Source organism: Paenibacillus sp. LjRoot153, assembly GCF_964253085.1.
GTDB lineage: Bacteria > Bacillota > Bacilli > Paenibacillales > NBRC-103111 > Paenibacillus_E.
Genome location: NZ_CAXUQH020000002.1, coordinates 359708 through 379111, shown reverse-complemented (window position 1 = coordinate 379111; position 19404 = coordinate 359708). Strand labels below are relative to the sequence as shown.

Annotated in this window: 13 protein-coding genes and 1 pseudogene; all 14 read left to right on the top strand. The window is 41.3% G+C overall.

Annotated features, from left to right (window positions below; genetic code table 11):
• Positions 1 to 723, top strand: a 723-nt coding sequence (locus tag ACSQ8P_RS37120; protein WP_436239989.1) for a hypothetical protein, incomplete at its 5' end; no start/stop codon positions are given.
• Positions 724 to 1178: 455 nt separating this feature from the next.
• Positions 1179 to 3887, top strand: a complete 2709-nt coding sequence (locus ACSQ8P_RS37115) for a choice-of-anchor Q domain-containing protein (protein ID WP_436239988.1) — start codon at positions 1179 to 1181, stop codon at positions 3885 to 3887.
• Positions 3888 to 4088: 201 nt separating this feature from the next.
• The gene (locus ACSQ8P_RS37110; RefSeq protein WP_436239987.1) at positions 4089 to 5459 is read left to right on the top strand and encodes a neutral/alkaline non-lysosomal ceramidase N-terminal domain-containing protein; all 1371 of its coding nucleotides are present in this window, start codon (positions 4089 to 4091) and stop codon (positions 5457 to 5459) included.
• A complete protein-coding gene (locus ACSQ8P_RS37105) occupies positions 5456 to 6814 on the top strand; it encodes a neutral/alkaline non-lysosomal ceramidase N-terminal domain-containing protein (RefSeq protein ID WP_436239986.1) in 1359 nt (452 codons plus the stop codon). Before ACSQ8P_RS37110 ends, ACSQ8P_RS37105 begins: the two co-directional genes overlap by 4 nt.
• A gap of 39 nt (positions 6815 to 6853) precedes the next feature.
• The gene (locus ACSQ8P_RS37100) at positions 6854 to 8494 is read left to right on the top strand and encodes a glycoside hydrolase family 3 protein (protein ID WP_436239985.1); all 1641 of its coding nucleotides are present in this window, start codon (positions 6854 to 6856) and stop codon (positions 8492 to 8494) included.
• A 23-nt stretch (positions 8495 to 8517) separates the two neighbouring features.
• A complete protein-coding gene (locus tag ACSQ8P_RS37095; protein WP_436239984.1) occupies positions 8518 to 9270 on the top strand; it encodes an SDR family NAD(P)-dependent oxidoreductase in 753 nt (250 codons plus the stop codon).
• A gap of 251 nt (positions 9271 to 9521) precedes the next feature.
• Positions 9522 to 9890 (top strand): annotated as a pseudogene (locus tag ACSQ8P_RS37090) (type I glyceraldehyde-3-phosphate dehydrogenase); the annotation flags it as partial.
• A gap of 304 nt (positions 9891 to 10194) precedes the next feature.
• The gene (gene ppdK / locus ACSQ8P_RS37085) at positions 10195 to 12876 is read left to right on the top strand and encodes a pyruvate, phosphate dikinase (protein ID WP_436240007.1); all 2682 of its coding nucleotides are present in this window, start codon (positions 10195 to 10197) and stop codon (positions 12874 to 12876) included.
• A 707-nt stretch (positions 12877 to 13583) separates the two neighbouring features.
• Complete coding sequence (locus ACSQ8P_RS37080) at positions 13584 to 13823, top strand: hypothetical protein (RefSeq protein ID WP_436239983.1); 240 nt, start codon at positions 13584 to 13586, stop codon at positions 13821 to 13823.
• Positions 13824 to 13843: 20 nt separating this feature from the next.
• On the top strand, positions 13844 to 14317 hold the full coding sequence (locus tag ACSQ8P_RS37075; protein ID WP_436239982.1) for a hypothetical protein: 474 nt from the start codon (positions 13844 to 13846) through the stop codon (positions 14315 to 14317).
• Between the two features lie 442 nt (positions 14318 to 14759).
• Positions 14760 to 15215: a prepilin peptidase gene (locus tag ACSQ8P_RS37070; RefSeq protein WP_436239981.1), complete on the top strand. Its 456-nt coding sequence runs from the start codon at positions 14760 to 14762 to the stop codon at positions 15213 to 15215.
• Positions 15216 to 15652: 437 nt separating this feature from the next.
• The gene (locus ACSQ8P_RS37065) at positions 15653 to 16405 is read left to right on the top strand and encodes a hypothetical protein (RefSeq protein WP_436239980.1); all 753 of its coding nucleotides are present in this window, start codon (positions 15653 to 15655) and stop codon (positions 16403 to 16405) included.
• Positions 16406 to 16988: 583 nt separating this feature from the next.
• Complete coding sequence (locus ACSQ8P_RS37060) at positions 16989 to 18092, top strand: hypothetical protein (protein WP_436239979.1); 1104 nt, start codon at positions 16989 to 16991, stop codon at positions 18090 to 18092.
• 164 nt (positions 18093 to 18256) lie between these two features.
• Positions 18257 to 19105, top strand: a complete 849-nt coding sequence (locus ACSQ8P_RS37055; RefSeq protein WP_436239978.1) for a hypothetical protein — start codon at positions 18257 to 18259, stop codon at positions 19103 to 19105.
• Positions 19106 to 19404: the final 299 nt, after the last annotated feature.

Below are 19404 nucleotides of genomic sequence, written 5' to 3'. Positions count from 1 at the left end.
ATTAATAAAGTGGTAGTTTCTAACTACGGTGTATCCTTATATATTGATGATGTTACTGTAAACGGCTTGACGATTACTAACCAAGGTTTTGAAACGACTACGGGATGGACTTACGCGGAAACCAACGGAAATTTTATTGATGGTAGTTATGATAGCTTGCAACACAATACTGGTGCAAAGTCATATAAATTGTCATTTCCGAATTCAACAGGGTTAGCTCTCGGTCAAGATAGCTCGATAACTCAGACAGTTACGACTATAAATAAGACACTTACGTTCTACCACCATGACAGTGTGAGTACTACTAGTGGGAATGCATCCGGAGTCTGGTATAAACAAGCACTTGTCAATGGGGTGGTTGTATGGGAAGCGGATGTAACAGACCTGGGTACAGCTTGGCGATCGGAAACCGTTAATTTCACAACTTCTAGCCCAAGTTTTACTTTAAAATTCAGACTGATTAATAAAGTGGTAGTTTCTAACTACGGTGTATCCTTATATATTGATGATGTTACTGTAAACGGCTTGACGATTACTAACCAAGGTTTTGAAACGACTACGGGATGGACTTACGCGGAAACCAACGGAAATTTTATTGATGGTAGTTATGATAGCTTACAACACAATACTGGTGCAAAGTCATATAAATTGTCATTTCCGAATTCAACAGGGTTAGCTCTCGGTCAAGATAGCTCGATAACTCAGACAGTCTCAGTTCCTTAATCTTTGCAAAGGGTTATTAGTTAGTTTGAATAATAGATTTAAACTGAGAGTAGAGGTTTGGGGTAAATAACTCAGTTCATCACGTGTACAAAATGCAAATGAGCCTAATGATGGGTTATCTCATCATTAGGCTCTTAACAGGTTAAGGAGGGGAATGCATTATTAAAAAAGGATAACAGATATGTAATATAGACTATATATGAACTGGACAATCTTATTATAGAGTATACGTTAGGTAGATAGTCATTATTTAAAGGGAGTGATAGGGTAGTAAATTTAGTCTAGCCAACTGCTGATGCCACACCGTAAAAGTCTGTTTTATGGCAGGTTTTGGAGACAAGGTAATGAGACTCCTTTCTTCGAAGGGGGTGTTATGTAAGGAATTTCGAGAGATCCATTCGGTATGATTCTGTACAATATAGGCGCTGTAAACATTCGTAAAAGGAGCGATACGTATGAATTTCGGAAGTTTACTTGTCAGAAAATTTTGGGGTATAAGCGTACTTACATTTTCGATTAGCTTGTTCATCATCTTTGGCGTAGCAAACGCAATTCAAACGAAAGTACAGGCAGCCGTGACCAATATTTATGTATCTGATTCATCGGGCAATGATTCCACCAACAACGGCACGTTAGGGAGTCCCTACAAAACAATCCTGAAAGCGTCTCAAGTCGCTACTCCTGGCACGATCGTGCATGTCGCGCCGGGAACCTATACGGGCGGTTTCCAGACAACCGCCAGCGGCACGGCAACAGATCGCATCAGTTATGTATCCGACACGAAGTGGGGAGCAAAGATCGTTCCACCAGCGCTCGAATCACCCGTGACCGAATTTATTTGGGATAACAGGGGCAACTACGTTGACATCGATGGCTTTGAGGTTGACGGAAGACTCGATAAAAACGGTATCAGTACTAAAGCTTTAATGGGTCTCTATAACTCAAGTTCCTATACTGTAATAAAAAACAACTACGTCCACCATGTTGCAACTACGAACGACGCCTGCACGAACCATGGGGGTGCTGGTATTAACACGGATTATTGGGTATACGGAGTAAATTCTTCAATCATTGGGAATGTAGTTCATGACATTGGTCCTCCCGGATGTAGCTTCATTTATGGGATCTACATCAGTACGTCGGGCATCGTGAAGAACAACCTCGTCTATAACAATGGTGGGGCAGGCATTCATCTCTGGCATGACGCAAATCACATTGATATTGCTAATAATACAGTCTTTTCTTCCGAAAGCGGCATTATAGTGGGCGGCGGTGACTACTATCATACCACTGGTCCAGCAGATTACGTCAATGTATCCAATAACATCGTAATTGATACCACTTACGGCATATCCGAGCGGGGAGATGTCGGGCCCCACAACACTTATACTAACAATCTGACTTACCGAAATAGTACTTACAATTGGAGCCTTAATCCAACTCAAGGTAATACTCATACAGGAACCATAATTGCTGATCCACAATTTGTGAATTACATTTCGACCGGTGGGGGAGATTACCATCTCGGATCGAGGTCTCCAGCGATTGACGCAGGAGCTTCGACCTACGCACCTGCTACTGATCTGGATGGAATTCCCCGGCCATATGGTGCCGGTTATGATATTGGGGCATACGAGTGCACCAATCCAGCTGTGACCCATATTTATGTATCTGATTCATCGGGTAATGATTCCAGTAACAATGGCACGTTAGGAAGTCCCTACAAAACGATCCTGAAAGCTTCACAAGTCGCCATTCCCGGCACGATCGTGCATGTCGCACCAGGCACCTATACAGGCGGTTTCCAGACAACCGTCAGCGGCACAGCAACGGATCGTATCAGATATGTATCAGACACGAAGTGGGGAGCAAAGATCGTTCCACCGGCACTCCAAACACCCGTGACCAGGTTTATATGGGATAACAGGGGCAACTATGTTGACATCGAAGGATTTGAGGTGGACGGTAGACTCGACAAAAACGGTATCAGTACTAAAGCTTTAAGGGGCCTCTACAACGCAGGGTCCTATTCTGTAATAAAAAACAACTACGTTCATCATATTGCGACTACGAGTGACGTCTGCACGAATGGCGGTTCAGGTATAATCTCAGATGCCTATTATTTTGGGGTAAATCACTCAATCATTGGGAATGTGATCCATGACATTGGCTCTACCGGATGTAACTACATTAATGGGATCTACTTTTTGACGTCGGGCACTGTGAAGAACAACCTAGTCTATAACATTAGTGGGGCTGCCATTCAACTCTGGCATGACGCGAACCACGTTGATATTGCTAATAATACAGTCTTTTCCTCCGAAAGCGGCATCATGGTGGGTGGCGGCGACTACTTTCATACCACTGGGCCAGCAGATTACGTCAACGTATCCAACAACATCGTAATTGATACCAATCGCGGCATTTCCGAAGTGGGAGATGTCGGGTCTCACAACACTTATACTAACAATTTGACATACTCAAATAGTACTTACAATTGGAACCTTAATCCAACTATAGGTAATACCCATACAGGAACCATAACAGCTGATCCACAGTTTGTGAATTACATTTCAACCGGTGGGGGAGATTACCATCTCACATCAACATCTCCTGCTATTGACGCAGGAGCTTCGACCCACGCACCTTCCACTGATCTTGATGGAAGTCCAAGGCCTTCTGGCGCTGGTTTTGATATTGGGGCATACGAGTACAAATCCATTGCAAATCTAGCCTTAGGTAAGACGTTTACAGGCAACTCTATTGGTACTGAATGGTTTATAACGGATGGAATAAGCAACAACACTTCTCAGTGGGGGAGTGTTTCCACCGGCGACCGATCGATAAAGGTAGATCTCGGAGCAAGCTATGACTTAACGAGTGTCAAGATCTGGCATTATACCGATGGCAGGATGTATCACGATGTGATTGTACAAATGTCGAATGATGTTAATTTCGCAAGTGGCGTCACTACGGTATTTAATAATGACGTCGATGGCTCTGCAGGGCAGGGAATCGGAACCGATGCAGAGTATCCAGAGACCATTGGTGGGAAAACCTTTACTTTCAGTCCCATAAATACAAGGTATGTTAGACTCTGGACCAATGGCAGTACAGGTAACGATTATGGGCATTATATGGAAGTAGAGATTTGGGGTAAATAACTCAGTTCATCACGTGTACAAAATGCAAAAGAGCCTAATGATGGGTAATCTCATCATTAGGCTCTTAACAGGTTAAGGGGGTAATACATTATTAAAAACGGATAACAGATATGTAATATAGGCTATATATAAACTGGATAATCTTATTATAGAGTTTAGAGGCAAGGTCGTATAGTCACTATTTAAAGGGAGTGAGAGGGTATGAAATTTAGTCTATCCACAGCTGATATTACACCGCAAAAGCCTATTTTTATGGCTGGATTTGGAGATCGGACACACAAGAGCGAGGGGATCCATGATCCTGTTTATGCTAAGATGGTGCTTCTTCAAGCGAATAAAACGCTTTTAATAATCACCTTGGATGTGGTTGGTTCCGACCGCAGTTTCATCGTTGGGATTAAAAATACGCTTGAAGAGAAATTTGCCCTGCGGCATGACGAAGTGCTCATTAATTTTTCGCATACCCATCATTCCGTTGCTTTAACAGGTACAGATGAAAGCTTGAGATTGGGTGTTTACAGCATTGAAGATGGTACGGTGTGCAATCCCAGCGGGAAAAACTTCTCTGAGGATGAGTCATATTACCACTTTATCTGTGAAACATTGGTCCATATGGTGGAGGATTGTTATTCGCATTTGGAGGAGGGAAACTTGCTGCTTGGACGTGGTACGTCCAAGTTTGCTGTAAGCCGGAGGAAGCTTACGGTGAATGGTGTGAAATGGGCGCCATTCCCAGGAGTTGATATCGATAAGGACTTGTTTGTGTTAAAGCTGGTTGATCAGATGAACAATCTAAAGGGTATTTTATATAATTATGGCTGCCATCCAACCTCGATGAGTTCGGATAACTATATGATTTCCAATGATTTTCCTGGGAAAACGAGCAGTTATTTAGAGGAAATCTATCCGGGTGTAACAGCGTTGTTCCTACAGGGCTGTGCGGGAGAATTAAAACCGTTAAAAAGCGCTGATGTTGATGGTTTCAAGAGTTGCAGCTTGGCGGAAATGGAAGAGGCAGGCATAGATTTAGCCAATGACATCATCAGCATCTTAGAGGGGAAACCTTTTACTACGATACAGTGCAACTTTCAGACGATTTTAGTTGACCCGCTTTTATATACGGAACAAACGGGAATTTCCTATTACGAAACCATTATTAACGACCCCAAAATAAGCGATGTCCGCAAAAGAGGGGCACATAGAACGATTAAACAAATCCAGGATGGTTCGGCTAAGGATCGTGCACCGCTATATATATCTATCTGGTATCTGGATGAGGAGACTCGCTTGATTGCAATAGAGGGGGAAGTCTCTACCGAATATTCCATGTTACTCAAGAGAATGTTTCCGGGCGGAAAGACCATTGTTTTGGGTTATACCAACGGAAATTATTATTACGTACCCACTCGCAAAATGATAGCTGAAGGGGGATATGAAGTAGATTGCAATTACTGTTTTGGCCGCTTCAGAGGGTCCTTTGTACCAGAAATTGAAGATATTATCGTTGGACAAATAACCAAGGCAGATTTATTACTTCAGATGCAACAACGCAAAGGAAGTGGAAGGGTATGAAATTCAGTTTATCCACAGCTGATATCACTCCGCAGAAGCCTGTTTTTTTGTCTGGGTTCGGAGACCGAACACATAAGAGCGAAGGGGTACTTGATCCCATCTATGCCAAGGCGGTACTTATCCAAGCGAACAAAACACTTTTAATTATCACCTTGGATGTGGTTGGCTCCGATCGCAGTTTTATCGTTGGGATCAAAAATACGCTTGAAGAGAAATTTGACCTACAGCATGACGAGGTGCTTATTAATTTTTCACATACTCACGCTTCCGTTGCTTTGACAGGTACAGATGAAATCTTGCGAGAGGGTACTTATAGCATTAAGGATGGCAAGGCTTTTAACCGCTTAATCATTGATTTCTCCGAGGATGAAGCTTATTACGATTTTATCAGAGATACATTAGTCAACATGATAGAAGATTGTTATATCAATTTGGAGAATGGAAATCTGCTTCTTGGAAGCGGCAGTTCCAATCTTGCCGTCAGCCGGAGGAAGCTGACGGAGAAAGGAGTCGAATGGAAACCTAATCCTGATGCTGAGATCGATAAGGATCTGTTTGTGCTAAAGCTAGTTGATCAGACAAACAACATAAAATGTATCTTATATAACTATGGCTGTCACCCAAATACGATGAGTTCGGATAATTATTTGATTTCTAATGATTTTATTGGGAAAACGAGCTATGTGTTGGAGGAAACCTATCTTGGAGTGACTGCCATATTCCTACAGGGCTGCGGTGGAGAGTTAAAACCGTTAATAAGCGCGGACGGCGACGTTTTTAAGAGTTGCAGCATAGCTGAAATGGAAGAAGTTGGAATCGACTTAGCGAATGACATCATTAGCGTCCTGGAGCAGAAGTCATTCATTCCGGTACAATGCAACTTTCAGACGATCCTAGTGGATACGCTTTTATATACGGAACAAACGGGAATCGAATTTTATGAAGACATGGTCAACAATCCTAAGGTTTCTGATTTTCGTAAAAGAGGGGCACATCGAACAATAAAGCTATTTAAAGAAGGTTTGATTAAAGATCATGCACCGTTCTATATTTCAATCTGGCATTTGGATGATAAGACTCGTTTGATTGCGATGGAGGGAGAAATCTCAACCGAGTATTCCTTAATGCTCAAAAGAATGTTTCCAGGAGGAAGAACCATTGTTCTAGGTTACACCAACGGAAGCTATTACTATGTACCTACTCGCAAAATGATATCCGAAGGGGGCTATGATGTAGATTGCAATTACTGCTGCGGCTGCTTTAGAGGGTCGTTCGTACCGGAAATTGAAGATATCATCGTAGGGCAAATTGCCAAAGCGGATTTAGTACTTCGGATGCAAGCAAATAATGAATAGTGGGGAATGATCTAATTGAATAAAAGTGTGGAGCAGTGGATGGAACAATTAACGCTGGAGCAAAAAATTGGACAGATGATCGTGGCACGAGGGCACGACTACGCTCAAAAAGCAAGACAGATGAATGAGGATGGAAAACTGGGCGCGGTCGGTGCCGTTATGTTTACTACAAAAGGGTCACGAGAATTGGAGGACATTGTTTCATGGGTAAATGAATTTCAATCCGCAGCCTCCGCTCCTTTATTGTTTTATCTGGATGCGGAGAACGGCCTTGCCGATACATTTAATTTTGGTACATCGTTTCCACCGCTGATGGCGCTTGGCGCAACTCGATCTAGAGACCTTGCATACCAAATGGGCAGTTGCATTGCCAGAGAAGCCCGTGCAGTCGGTTTTGGCATTGTAAGTAACCCCACGGTGGATGTCAACTCCAATCCGGATAATCCGATCATCAATACAAGAGCCATAAGCGACCGAGTTGATCTGATTGTAGACTTGGCCGCAGAATTAATTCGGGGAATGCAGGAAACTGGAGTGATCCCATCGGCCAAACATTTCCCTGGTCATGGGGATACGCAAGAGGATTCTCATGTTTCTATGCCGGTGGTTGAACGTGATAAAGGCTATTTAATGAATGTGGATCTGAAACCATATCGAGAGCTAATTCCAAAAGGTCTGATGGGTATAATGACAGCGCATATCTTATATCCTGCACTTCTTGCTCTTGACGAAATGAAGGTACCGGCTACGTTGTCGAAAACGATCATGACCGACTTGCTGCGTGACGAATTCGGTTTCCAAGGATTGTTAATTTCAGATAGTCTGACTATGCGTGGGATCAAGACGCATTATGGTATCGAACAATCAGCAATATTAGCTGTTAAGGCTGGGCATGATCTTATACTTCAGGATTACGAATCTGATCCAGAGATTACGTATCGCGCCCTTCTCGATGCCGTGCAAACTGGAGAAATAGGGATCGACCAGATAGATCATTCTGTGATGAGAATATTGGAAGTCAAAGAAAAATTCAATTTACTCAACAAATGCGATATCGACCTGGCGGAAGCGAGGGGAATCGTCAGTTCCCAGGAGCATGCGGTTGTTGCCGCAGAAATCGCCGACAAGTCGGTTACAGTTCTGGAAGCAGCGACCATGCCATTTACCAACAAAAAGACACTTTTGATTGCTACTAGGGGTGAGGAAGAGGGAATGGAAGCCGAGGATTTAGGCTTTGTAGTAAAAGGGAAATCAGCTTATCTCCATACTCAACTTAGTAAGTATGTAACCGATTTGGAAATGATAGTTGTCAATGAACATCCGTCGAGTGAAGATTTCGCAACAATTAGTCAGACTCTGGCAGGCAATCATTATTCTCATGTCATCTATGGGACGTTTGTCAGGGTTCTATCTTACAAGGAAGGAAGCGGGACTGTTCCCGAGTCTCAGCTGGAGTTAATGAATTTCGTCAAGTCACAGCATATGAATGCAGCCCTTCTTATTTTCGGCAGTCCTTATATCATGAGAAAAATGACCCCATATCCCAATTGTATCTGTGCATATGGAGATTGTGTATACTCCATTAACGCCGCATTGAAGGTATTGTATGGGACTCTACAGGCAAATGGCAAATTGCCTGTTAGCGTAAATGATAAATATCAATATGGCTACGGCTTATAAAGAAGCCTGAGGGAGATGTAAGCATGAATAGATTTAGCGGACAAATTGTTATGGTGACTGGCGCAAGCCGTGGGATTGGGAGGGCAACGGCCGAACGTTTTGCTGCGGAAGGGGCGCATTTGGCGTTGCTTTCCAATGACCGCGCGGAACTGGAGCAAACGGCAAGAGATTTTGCGGATCTTGGCTATACTGTTCTCCCACTTTGCGTAGATATTTCCATTCCTCAACAAGTTGACCATGCCATTGATCAGGCAATTAGCCTCTTGGGGCGGATTGATATTCTTATCAATAACGCAGGAATAGCCTGGGAAGAGGCGTTTCTCGATATTACTGATCATAATTGGCAGCAAATCCTGAATGTCAATTTGAACGGAATGTTTTATGTATCACAGCGAGTTTCACGGCACATGGTAAAGCAACAAAGCGGCTGTATCCTTAATATGGCTTCAACCAACGGGTTGGTGGGTGAGGAAAAATATGCCCATTACAATGCCTCCAAGGGTGGAGTAGTGCTGCTAACGAAAACGATGGCTTTAGAACTCGGGCGTTATAACATCCGGGTAAATGCCGTTTGTCCAGGGTATATTCAGACTCCACTGACTGAATCCATTGATGATTCGGAGTTTATGGACAATTATATTCGCAACAAAATTCCATTGGGGAGACTAGGGAAAACAGAGGATGTCGCAGGCGTGTTTGCCTTTCTGGCCAGTCAGGATGCGACTTTTATAACAGGTGAATCGATTGTGGTGGACGGCGGCCAGCTCGCTTTTTAAATAATAAAGAGAACTGAAATTCAGTGGTTATCAATCATGCGATGTATCAAAAAGCTTTAATTTACATGATAGGAAGGATCCGGCGATGTGAGCACCGCCATCGAGGAATAGAGGAAAGGGATATCATTCATTTGGTCATGAGAAGAGCTCACAGAACAGGCTATCATGTTAGAAGTTTACAAATTCACAGCCAGTAAAAAAAAATGAATAAAATAGCTAATGATAATAAATTGAATCAATAAAATCTTAGAGGCGTAGAATTGGTCGTAGATGCAACTGGAAAGTTCAATCACAAGCTCGGTGCTGAACGGCACTTATTTGCTGGAGCCAAAAAGGTAGTGATTACTGCACCTATGACGAACATGGATCTGACTGTTGTCAGGGAGTGAATGAAGATCGATATAATCTGAAGCAGTAACGGTGTTAATCTCTGCAGCTTCTTGTACAACGAATTGTATCGCACCTATTCTTCATATTCTGGATGAGGCTTTTCGTGTCAAGCAAGGTTGGCTGACTACTGTTCACGCTTATATGAATGATCAAACTCACATGATAACCCGCATAAAGACCTTCGTAGGTCCCGAGTGTGTACGAACTCTATTATTCCGACTTCGAGCGGAGACTGCAATGGATTGCCACTTGTACCAGTAGATTATTGGAAATGTGAAGTCTATGATTATCGACAGTCTCAGTATTATGACGCAGGATGACCAAATCGCGCGGAAGAGATACAAATAAAGGGGGGAAGAAATGTCTAACACAAACCAAGTAGAAATGGCGGCTATTCACCGATTTAATTGGGGCATCATTTGTAAATCTTGAAATGAAGTGATTGCTACGGTTACCAGCGGATGGGTATAAAAAATTCTATGGCTTGTGTAAGGCCATGATTTGTATTGAAAAAAGTAAGGAGGCCAAGAAATGATGATTCAGAACCAAGTATTGCTATTCCAAGAGGGAGACGCTTCAATGAAAAAGCTACTAGGAGGAAAAGGAGCAAATCTAGCAGAGATGACTCGTGCTGGTCTTCCTGTCCCTCCGGGATTTACGATTACGACAGAGGCTTGTTTAACTTTTTTTAAGGTGGGAAATCAGATCTCAGATGAGTTACTTGAACAGATTTCAACAGCGCTCAAAAAGCTCGAGAAACAAAAAGGACAATTGTTCGGGGATGCTGAAAGTCCTCTTTTGGTTTCTGTGCGATCGGGTTCTGTAAGTTCGATGCCAGGTATGATGGATACCATTTTGAATCTTGGACTTAATGATATCACCGTACAAGGCTTGGCGACTCTTACTAGTAATGAAACATTTGCTTACGATTGCTACCGTCGCTTAATGCAGATGTTTGGAAATGTGGTTCTAGGTATAGAATCCTACCATTTCGAACAACTACTGCATCGTTTTAAAGAGGAGGAGGGCACAGAGCAAGATCAAGATATTTCGACTGCTGGTTGGAAGCTTCTAATAGATGATTACAAAAAGTGTATATTGGCTAAGACTGGTCGTGCTTTCCCGCAGGATGTCTATGAGCAATTGAGAATGGCGATAGAGTCTGTGTTTAAATCATGGAATAACCCAAGGGCTCAGATTTACCGCAAAATAAATCGGATTTCAGATGATCAAGGGACAGCAGTCAACATTCAAAGTATGGTTTTTGGCAATATGGGAGGGAATTGTGGCACAGGCGTTGTTTTTACAAGAAATCCATCTACGGGCGAGAATACGTTTTTCGGTGAATATCTCATTAATGCGCAAGGCGAAGATGTTGTCGCAGGTATAAGGACTCCGCTTGCGATTACTGTATTGGAGAACGAGATGCCGGAAATTTACGAGCAATTGTATGGTGCTTCCAAGCAGCTTGAGAAGCATTACAAAGATATGCAGGATATTGAATTTACAGTTGAAAATAATAAGCTTTACTTGCTGCAAACACGTAATGGGAAGAGAAATGCCCAAGCTGCGCTGAAAATTGCCGTCGATTTGGTCCATGAAGGATTATTGTCTAAGCAGGAAGCTATTGGAAGGATAGAAGCATCTCATCTTGATCAGCTTTTGCACAGAGGAATTGATGAAGTTGCAATTAAGGATGTGTTGGCAAAAGGACTTCCGGCTTCTCCGGGTGCTGCGGTTGGACAGCTTGTATTTGACGCCGATACTGCAGTAGAGTGGAACCGTGCTGGCAAGACAGTCATTCTGGCTAGGAATGAAACGACTCCCGAAGATATCCATGGCGTAATCGCCTCGGAAGGCATTCTTACTAGCCGTGGCGGAATGACAAGCCATGCAGCTGTAGTGGCAAGAGGAATGGGTAAGCCATGCGTATGCGGCAGCGAAGAAGTCCGTATCATCCTTGATGAGAAGCGAATGACGGCTGGAGGCAGGATCGTGGAAGAAGGAGATTGGATTACACTCGACGGTGCAACTGGGCGTGTCATTCTTGGTGCCATGCATTTACGAGAAGCCAAGATGACGGATGAACTTCATATTGTACTCAATTGGGCAGATGAGCTTCGAACATTGAAAGTTTATGCCAATGCAGACAATCCAGAAGATGCTAAAATCGCCAGAGAATTAGGTGCTCAAGGGATCGGATTATGCCGAACCGAGCATATGTTTTTTTCTCCAACTCGTCTGCCTGTCGTTCAAGAAATGATTCTAGCGGATAATAAGGAGAAAAGATTGCAGGCGCTTGCGAAGCTGCTGCCCATGCAGCAATCAGATTTTGAAGGCATGTTCGAAGAAATGGACGGTTTTCCGGTAACGATACGGTTACTAGATCCACCTTTGCATGAGTTTTTGCCAAGTCTCGAGGATCTGCAAAAAAGACATATTCAGCTGACATATGAGTTAGATGGATCAGATACGGAACGAGAAGTGACAGCTAGTCTACTGCGTAAAGTACAAGCGCTACACGAGACGAACCCCATGTTGGGACAGCGGGGTTGCAGACTGGGCATTGTTTTTCCAGAGATTTATGATATGCAGATCGAGGCCATTTTCCGTGCGGCTTCCAAGTGTATTAACAAAGGAATTGAAGTCTTTCCTGAAATTATGATTCCGCTAGTTGGCCATGCGAATGAGCTTAAAATAGTAAGAGAGCTTGTTGATTTCGTTGCCGAACAGGTTCTGGGAATTGACAAACTTAGAGAGTGCCCATATAAAGTAGGGACGATGATTGAGGTGCCGCGTGCTGCGCTTACTGCGCGTCAAATTGTGGCTTATGCGGACTTTTTCTCCTTTGGCACTAATGACTTGACGCAGATGACCTATGGATACAGTCGTGATGATGCGGAAGGGAAATTTCTAACCCATTATGTCGATCATAAGCTGCTTCCACATAACCCCTTTCAAGTGTTAGATACAGAAGGTGTTGGACAATTAATTGAATTAGCCGTGGATGGAGGGCGACTTATTAAGCCTTCACTAAAAACAGGTATTTGCGGTGAACATGGCGGAGATAAAGAGTCAATTTTCTTTTGTCATTTAATGGGATTAGACTATGTGAGTTGTTCCCCTTTCAGAATTCCTTTGGCACGCATAGCTGCAGCACAAGCATTCATTCTACATGGAAAAGACACGAAAGGATCGGCGGCGAAGTCATACTAAAGGAACTCTTTGATGGAGAAGTTGCAGCTATTGGTTCTTTCTTTCGATACGATGTTCCAAATGATTCCTATCCCGTATCTCTTCTGAAATTCGAAGCGATATGCTGATTTAAATATTTAGAAATTGGGATCCGGCTATCGTTAGTGATAGCCGGCTTTTTTTGTGACTTTAAAAAACTTCATTCTAGGTTTCTCATATTTTGAAAAAAATGCGGCGGGGGTAAGTAAGGGCGCAATCTTTCACAAACAACGAATGTAAAGTAGATAACTTTGAAATGCACTTTGAGCAATATGTTGACAACGAAAATTCTAACGCGGATATTTTGGGGCTCTATGCCGAGCGCTTGGAGTGGAACGGAGGGTAGTACAAATATTGTAAATTTGATAAGAGCAGATAACTTCTTCTAGTTAGAAGAGGGATATGCTCTTATTTGTCTTCTTCCTTAGGGATCTATAGCATTTATTTTGAATATTAAAGTGTTACTATTAGTGTTACTTAATAGAATAATTAACTCATCAATAGACTCATACACAATAAATAAAAGTAACACTAGTTAAAAAAGAGTATTTAAACGTTAATATCAACAATAAACGTTGGACAACAGGTGATTATCGGAATACTATATTGCCAATATATGTAATTAAATATATAATAATAGCAGTCAGAAAGTGTTGCTTTAAAGTGTTACAAAAAAACGACACAAAATTATGATAATACCAACTAAATTACTTTACTTAAATAGACAAACGAGAGATAAAAACATTGGAAAAATCGTCGGACATGATATTGGAAATAGTACTTTAAAAGAGGTTACTGGAGAAGGAGAACAGAGATTAATTCCTTTGGCAGTGAAGTTTTTAACTGAAGCTGAAAGAAATACTGGAAGGGTAAGTAAAATGAAAAATGGTCAAAAACAATCTTCGATCCAGAAAAATCATTCAATATAAGCTGAGGGGAAGTCGGTAGAATGGCTAAAAAAACAGAAAAAATCCTTCAGCCCGGTGAAACATACACTGTTAAGATGCCAACTAGGGGGATGGAAGTACCGTATCTACTTTCATTACTGAATAAAGGAACAAATAAGAATAGAACTACACTTGATGCATTGCTCTTACCAGCAACTAAGCATTTAATTAAGATGCCAGGTGAGCAGCTGCTATTGGATATTCCAAAGAAGCTTAAGAGCAAGTACCTAGAATGGATTAATATTCAAATTGCATCGGGAAGACTGGATAATGCTATTTTTGGGCTTATACAAAAAGAAGTCGATGGTATATCAAACCAAGTATTAAATAAGCTTGATACTCACACTCCACCTGTTGAGGAGCAAGCGGTAAGGTTTGTTATTTCAAGCAAGCTATTGCTGGAAGAAAATGATTCTATGGATGAGGCTAGTGAGCTACATGAGGAGAAAATGAACGGAAATTCAATAGTAGTCTAGAAAAATGAATTACAGCAATTAGAGTCTCAAGTAGACACTCCTAAGAAGGAGATAGTTGAAGTAGTACCTGATGATAAAAATGTTGATCCGGAACCACCGGCAGTCGATGAAAAAGGTGTTCTTACTAACATTTTTGGGTAATTTCTTACCTATTAATATCCGCTATATGCAGCAACTAAAAGCTATTATATTTCATTGAATCCAAATGACATTAAAGGTGCAGTGTTCAAAGATGGAAGGACATATGTTCAAGCAGATGATTTCCTGAAAGTATTTGGTTTGAAACGCACAATAGAAAATGATGATGCAAATAAGCTGATATATTTTTCCATATAAGAATTGTAACAATAACCTCTGACCTATATGTTGCTTACGCCAAAGCGATATATGGGTTTTAAATATACCTTATAACATTGATGTAGATAAGAAAGGAGGATCCATATTGCTTGAATGGTATCTAGAAATAAGCTTGCTTATGTTATTTTTGATTACTGCAAGTATCATTGATTTAAAACATCGTGTAGTCCCAGATACATTAACTGCAACTTTTTTTGCATCTGCTATACTATTTAGGATTTTCTATCATGGTGAACACTCGTTGATCTACTATTTAGCTGGAGCAGCGGTAGGCTTTTTCATTTTGCTTCTTGTGAGTTTAATGAGTAATGGAGATATTGGTGGTGGCGACATTAAAATATACGCACCCATTGGTTTAATTTTTGGTATACAATTTACTATACTTTCATTAATTGCTTTTTCCGTAGTTGTTATTTCATACTATCTTCTCAGATGGATAAAGGGAAGCTTAACGAACAAGAGAATAAAAGCTGCTACGGGGATCCCTTTGGTTCCATTTATAACAGTATCCATACTGCTAACAGAAGGTATGAGATATTAGCAGAGAGAAAATAGACAACTACTTTATAGAATGAGTTTGTAGTTTTCAGATGATGATATTAAAGCTTTAGATATAGCCAAAAAATTCTTGAGCAATGATAATGATTGACAGACGCAGTAGGAATAGTGATCTTTCTGGAAGAAGTAGCTCAAAAAAATCTTGCTAAAAAATATAAATATATTGTAAGAGATTGACATCAGAAAATACTAGAAATCGGTGAATTGAAGAAAAAAGAAACACTAAAAGTGTTACTAGGAGGAGTGGGAATAATTATAATTGGATGAAATATGTTGATAATTTTAGTTGGATGGAATTAGGTGAATCATTACATATTACAAGGAATCAAGTTAATAACCAATTTATAAAGTAACACTAAAAGTGACACTGAAATGGTGTTACTTTATATTGATAAAGATATTTTGATTATGAGGTGGAAAATGTCTAATAGTGAAGATAACACTTGGTTCTATGAATCAAAAAATACATCAAATGGTAATGATTTATCAAACATATACAAAAGGCCATCTCCGCGAGTAAATGTACCAGAAGAGGAATCTACCGATAGTTTCTTAGTAAATGAACGCAAGTTGGAAAGGCTTGAAGAAATCATGCAAGGGGAACTACGTGAAGCTTTGGCTGCTATCGGTATAGCGCAGCGTAAAGTATATAGCTACATATCCAGCCAGCTCCCATTGGATGCTAATGATGATGGACGGGATTTATTGCCTTATTGCCAGATTATAGAACATCATGAGCCTGAAATGCTGCAATTTAGATTTGAGGGGTTTCTACCGCCATACTTTGAAGTTAATGAATTACCGAAAGAAATACTTAGGGAAAGATACCGCGGCTGGAATAAAGAATACTATATTTTGGTCACAAGACAAGCAGTTAAACGGCTGAAGATAAAGCAGACCTTTCATGAAAAAGCATTTCTATTGATCGTGCATTGCTTTCCGAATAATCTTGAAAGGGATCTAGATAACAGAAACAGAAAATATTTAATTGATGCATTAAAGCTGTCGGGAATATTACTAAATGATTCATGGCAAGACGTTTCAATTATGGAGATTGGTTGCCTAGATCAAGAGGCTGGAGCACATGTCGAAGTATTTGTTTCAAAAGATAAAAACAAGATTGAAGTAATTAGAGAAGCAGAACGTATGTTTTATTCACTAGGCAACTTATAAGAGCTAAATACTGACTTTATAAAAGAAATCATTTTAGATTACTACAGAAATCTGTATTTTAGATGTAATAGTTTAGACTAGTAAAACCCCTTTAATATAAGGCGTTACACCGTGTTTCAGCACCCTAAAAAAAGTAGATTTTCAAATTTTCTCCATTTTAGATCCTTAATTCCCTAAAAAGCACTTATCAAATAAGTATATTTACAGTATTTTCCGTGGCATATATAATAACGGTGGTGAAGTACCGACTAGGAGCGTGCCGCGGGCGCGTGGATAGGAGGTACTGAGCAGGACTGGAACGAACTAAATGGTACGAAAAAGCACGAGGAAAAAGCGAGATTGGTTGTGATTAGAACGACAACCAAATGGACAAACCACGCTTAAATAAAGATGGCTGCACAGGCGGGTAATGAAGGGGTACACGGTGGGAGGGAGGGTGTAAAAAGGAGTGCGTAGCACGGCGATAACACCTTACTGATTGACGGGTAGACCGAAAGTAGACGCCAATGATACGGGTTTAAAGGCATTAAATGTTTTATAAAAAACCAATGGGGTGACCATTATTAGATATTATGAACGCGCGTTGAGTATAGAGTTGACACCGCGGGATAAACGTCTACTCTATGATACGTACCGGTTAAGACTGCTGCCGCTTGATTATATACGGGCCATGCACTTTGATGGTAGTCAGACTACCTATGTCTATAAAAGACTAAAGCAAATGGAGACAGCTGGACTCATTCGTTCTCAGGCTAGATTCTGGGGAGAAAGTAAGATGCTATTAGTTACGATGGCAGAGGGCGGAATGGAGCTCCTAAGACGTTGGGGCATGATTGTAAACGATGATGTAGAGGTTAGGTACTTGAATGACTTTGCTAGCAAGTACCGAGTACAAAACCTGTGTGCGATTCGCAGGTTCTATATTCCTCTGGCTAAAGATGGTTGGATCTTAGACGATAGCCGTCAATTTAAACGTAGACGCTATTTGCCAAATCACGTAAGGATGATCGGATGTTTGGTCCCACCAAATAGTGAACATGAGTATGCCGTATATCTACTGGATGAAGGTGGCCGTGATAAGCAGCTACTCTCGTGCTTACATGAATTACACGATCTAAAGCTCCCCAGGGCAATTTTGCTCTATAGATCCGGCGAAAGAGTCCACTTTCAACGCATGGAGCAAATGTACGAGAGGGTGGCGCGCGCTAAGGTTTTCGCTGCTCATATTCATCTTTTGCCTCTCGCAGGAGCAAGTGCCGAAATTCTCAAGCGCACTCTGGCCCCGTCGTCACATGTGAATTATTTCACAATGAAATATGGACGAGTTCAGCCGCGAGAGAACAAATTTGGGCTCGAGCCTTTTGAGATCATAGAAGAAGATGGTCAAAAGTATTATTGCTTGGAGTATTTATCACATGACTTGTGCCGGCTTGCAGTAATTAGAAATTATTCAGATGTAGGTTTCATGGAAATGAAGCAGAAACTTCGCATATTTACGTGGGATTTCTTCAAAGAGGAAGTATATCGTCACGTTGGAGCTGCTAGTCACATTGAAGTTGTGGTTCTCGAGCCATCCGAACTTGAGAAGATGCCAATATCCACAGATCCAACGATTGACCCAGTATTATACAGGGCACCAAAAGTTAATAACGATCAGTATGAAGAGCATTTCGGAATGTTCATGTAACGCACTTTCAGTAGAATAATAAATTTATTCTTACTACGAATTTGTGTCTCTATGAAACAACGCTTTCCTGTTTGATGAGTTATGAGATTCGAGCGAAGACAAAGGATCTCATATTCCATAAGTAAGAACTGATTATACTATTTCATGTATGGAGAGGGTCCTAAATGAACGTTGACAGTCATCAGTTACCGCCGATCGAGGATGAAAAGGACTTTGAGCATTTGCTCAAAGATATGATGCGGGTGCGTCTTAAAAATTCGGATGGTGTTCTACTGAACGGCACCGGTGGACAGGCACAATATTCGATTGATGTATTTGGCCGTGATAGGGATACATTGGAATGGTTTGGCGTTCAGTGTAAGGTTAAAGAGCTTGGAAAGAAATTGACCATTCAAGAGATCACAAAAGAAGTGGCTGGTATAGCCGGATTCAATCCAGCAATCAGCACTTACATTATCGCCACTACGGCAAAACGAGACACCAAATTGCAGCAGGCTGCCGCCGCACTTTCGACCAATCAGATGCAGGTAATCGTTTGGTCATGGGAAGACATAGCTGACATTTTAAAGGAAAACGAATACCGGCACGTGCTGATGAAGTATTACCATCGTTTTTTTGTGGATGCTAGGTTGATGGGTAACACCGTCGGAAAGGTCATTACCTTGCAAGTTGGGACGGACGGCAGGTATATCAGCGGTTATCATTTATTCATCGGGAAGACTACCAGTCACGATCCACATTTCAAAAATACTTATATAATTGCTGATATGTTCTCAAAAACTATGGACAACTTCCCGGTGCCAGCTTTTGAAAGTGATATTGAATCGGCCATCCGAAATCGGCATGATCGTAAAATCATCGTTCGATGGATTAACAGCGTGAACATTGAAGACGAAGTTATTTATGGCGATGAACGAGAATTCTATTACTCAATTCCACACAGAACACTCTTAGAAGATTTCGCTATGGATGAGGATTCGCCAGAGGATAGTGAAGAAACGGATGAAATTTAGCCGCACAACGGAACTTTACACGCTATTCAAGCAAATCACAAGAATTTCACCATTGTACGATGTCTTTGGTTGAACTAACGGAGAAAACGATAGCTTCACGATCATTATTTCAGCGATGAATATTTTTGTTGTTTTTTAATCACCTGGATGACCCTGACGATTGCTTTCTTCATGTCTGCATACAGAAAGGATATGAAGATCAGTAATGGAAGGATTGCTCCACTAAAAGCGGTTCGAATAATAATACATATAACCTTCGGAGTACATATATACTTTATCAATTTAGAATTGAAAGGCTT

Coding starts and splice junctions, on each gene's coding strand:
- ACSQ8P_RS37075 (WP_436239982.1), top strand. CDS start 13,844: ATGGCTAAAAAAACAGAAAAAATCCTTCAGCCCGGTGAAACATACACT.
- ACSQ8P_RS37115 (WP_436239988.1), top strand. CDS start 1,179: ATGAATTTCGGAAGTTTACTTGTCAGAAAATTTTGGGGTATAAGCGTA.
- ACSQ8P_RS37105 (WP_436239986.1), top strand. CDS start 5,456: ATGAAATTCAGTTTATCCACAGCTGATATCACTCCGCAGAAGCCTGTT.
- ACSQ8P_RS37110 (WP_436239987.1), top strand. CDS start 4,089: ATGAAATTTAGTCTATCCACAGCTGATATTACACCGCAAAAGCCTATT.
- ppdK (WP_436240007.1), top strand. CDS start 10,195: ATGATTCAGAACCAAGTATTGCTATTCCAAGAGGGAGACGCTTCAATG.
- ACSQ8P_RS37080 (WP_436239983.1), top strand. CDS start 13,584: ATGATAATACCAACTAAATTACTTTACTTAAATAGACAAACGAGAGAT.
- ACSQ8P_RS37095 (WP_436239984.1), top strand. CDS start 8,518: ATGAATAGATTTAGCGGACAAATTGTTATGGTGACTGGCGCAAGCCGT.
- ACSQ8P_RS37100 (WP_436239985.1), top strand. CDS start 6,854: ATGGAACAATTAACGCTGGAGCAAAAAATTGGACAGATGATCGTGGCA.
- ACSQ8P_RS37055 (WP_436239978.1), top strand. CDS start 18,257: ATGAACGTTGACAGTCATCAGTTACCGCCGATCGAGGATGAAAAGGAC.
- ACSQ8P_RS37065 (WP_436239980.1), top strand. CDS start 15,653: ATGTCTAATAGTGAAGATAACACTTGGTTCTATGAATCAAAAAATACA.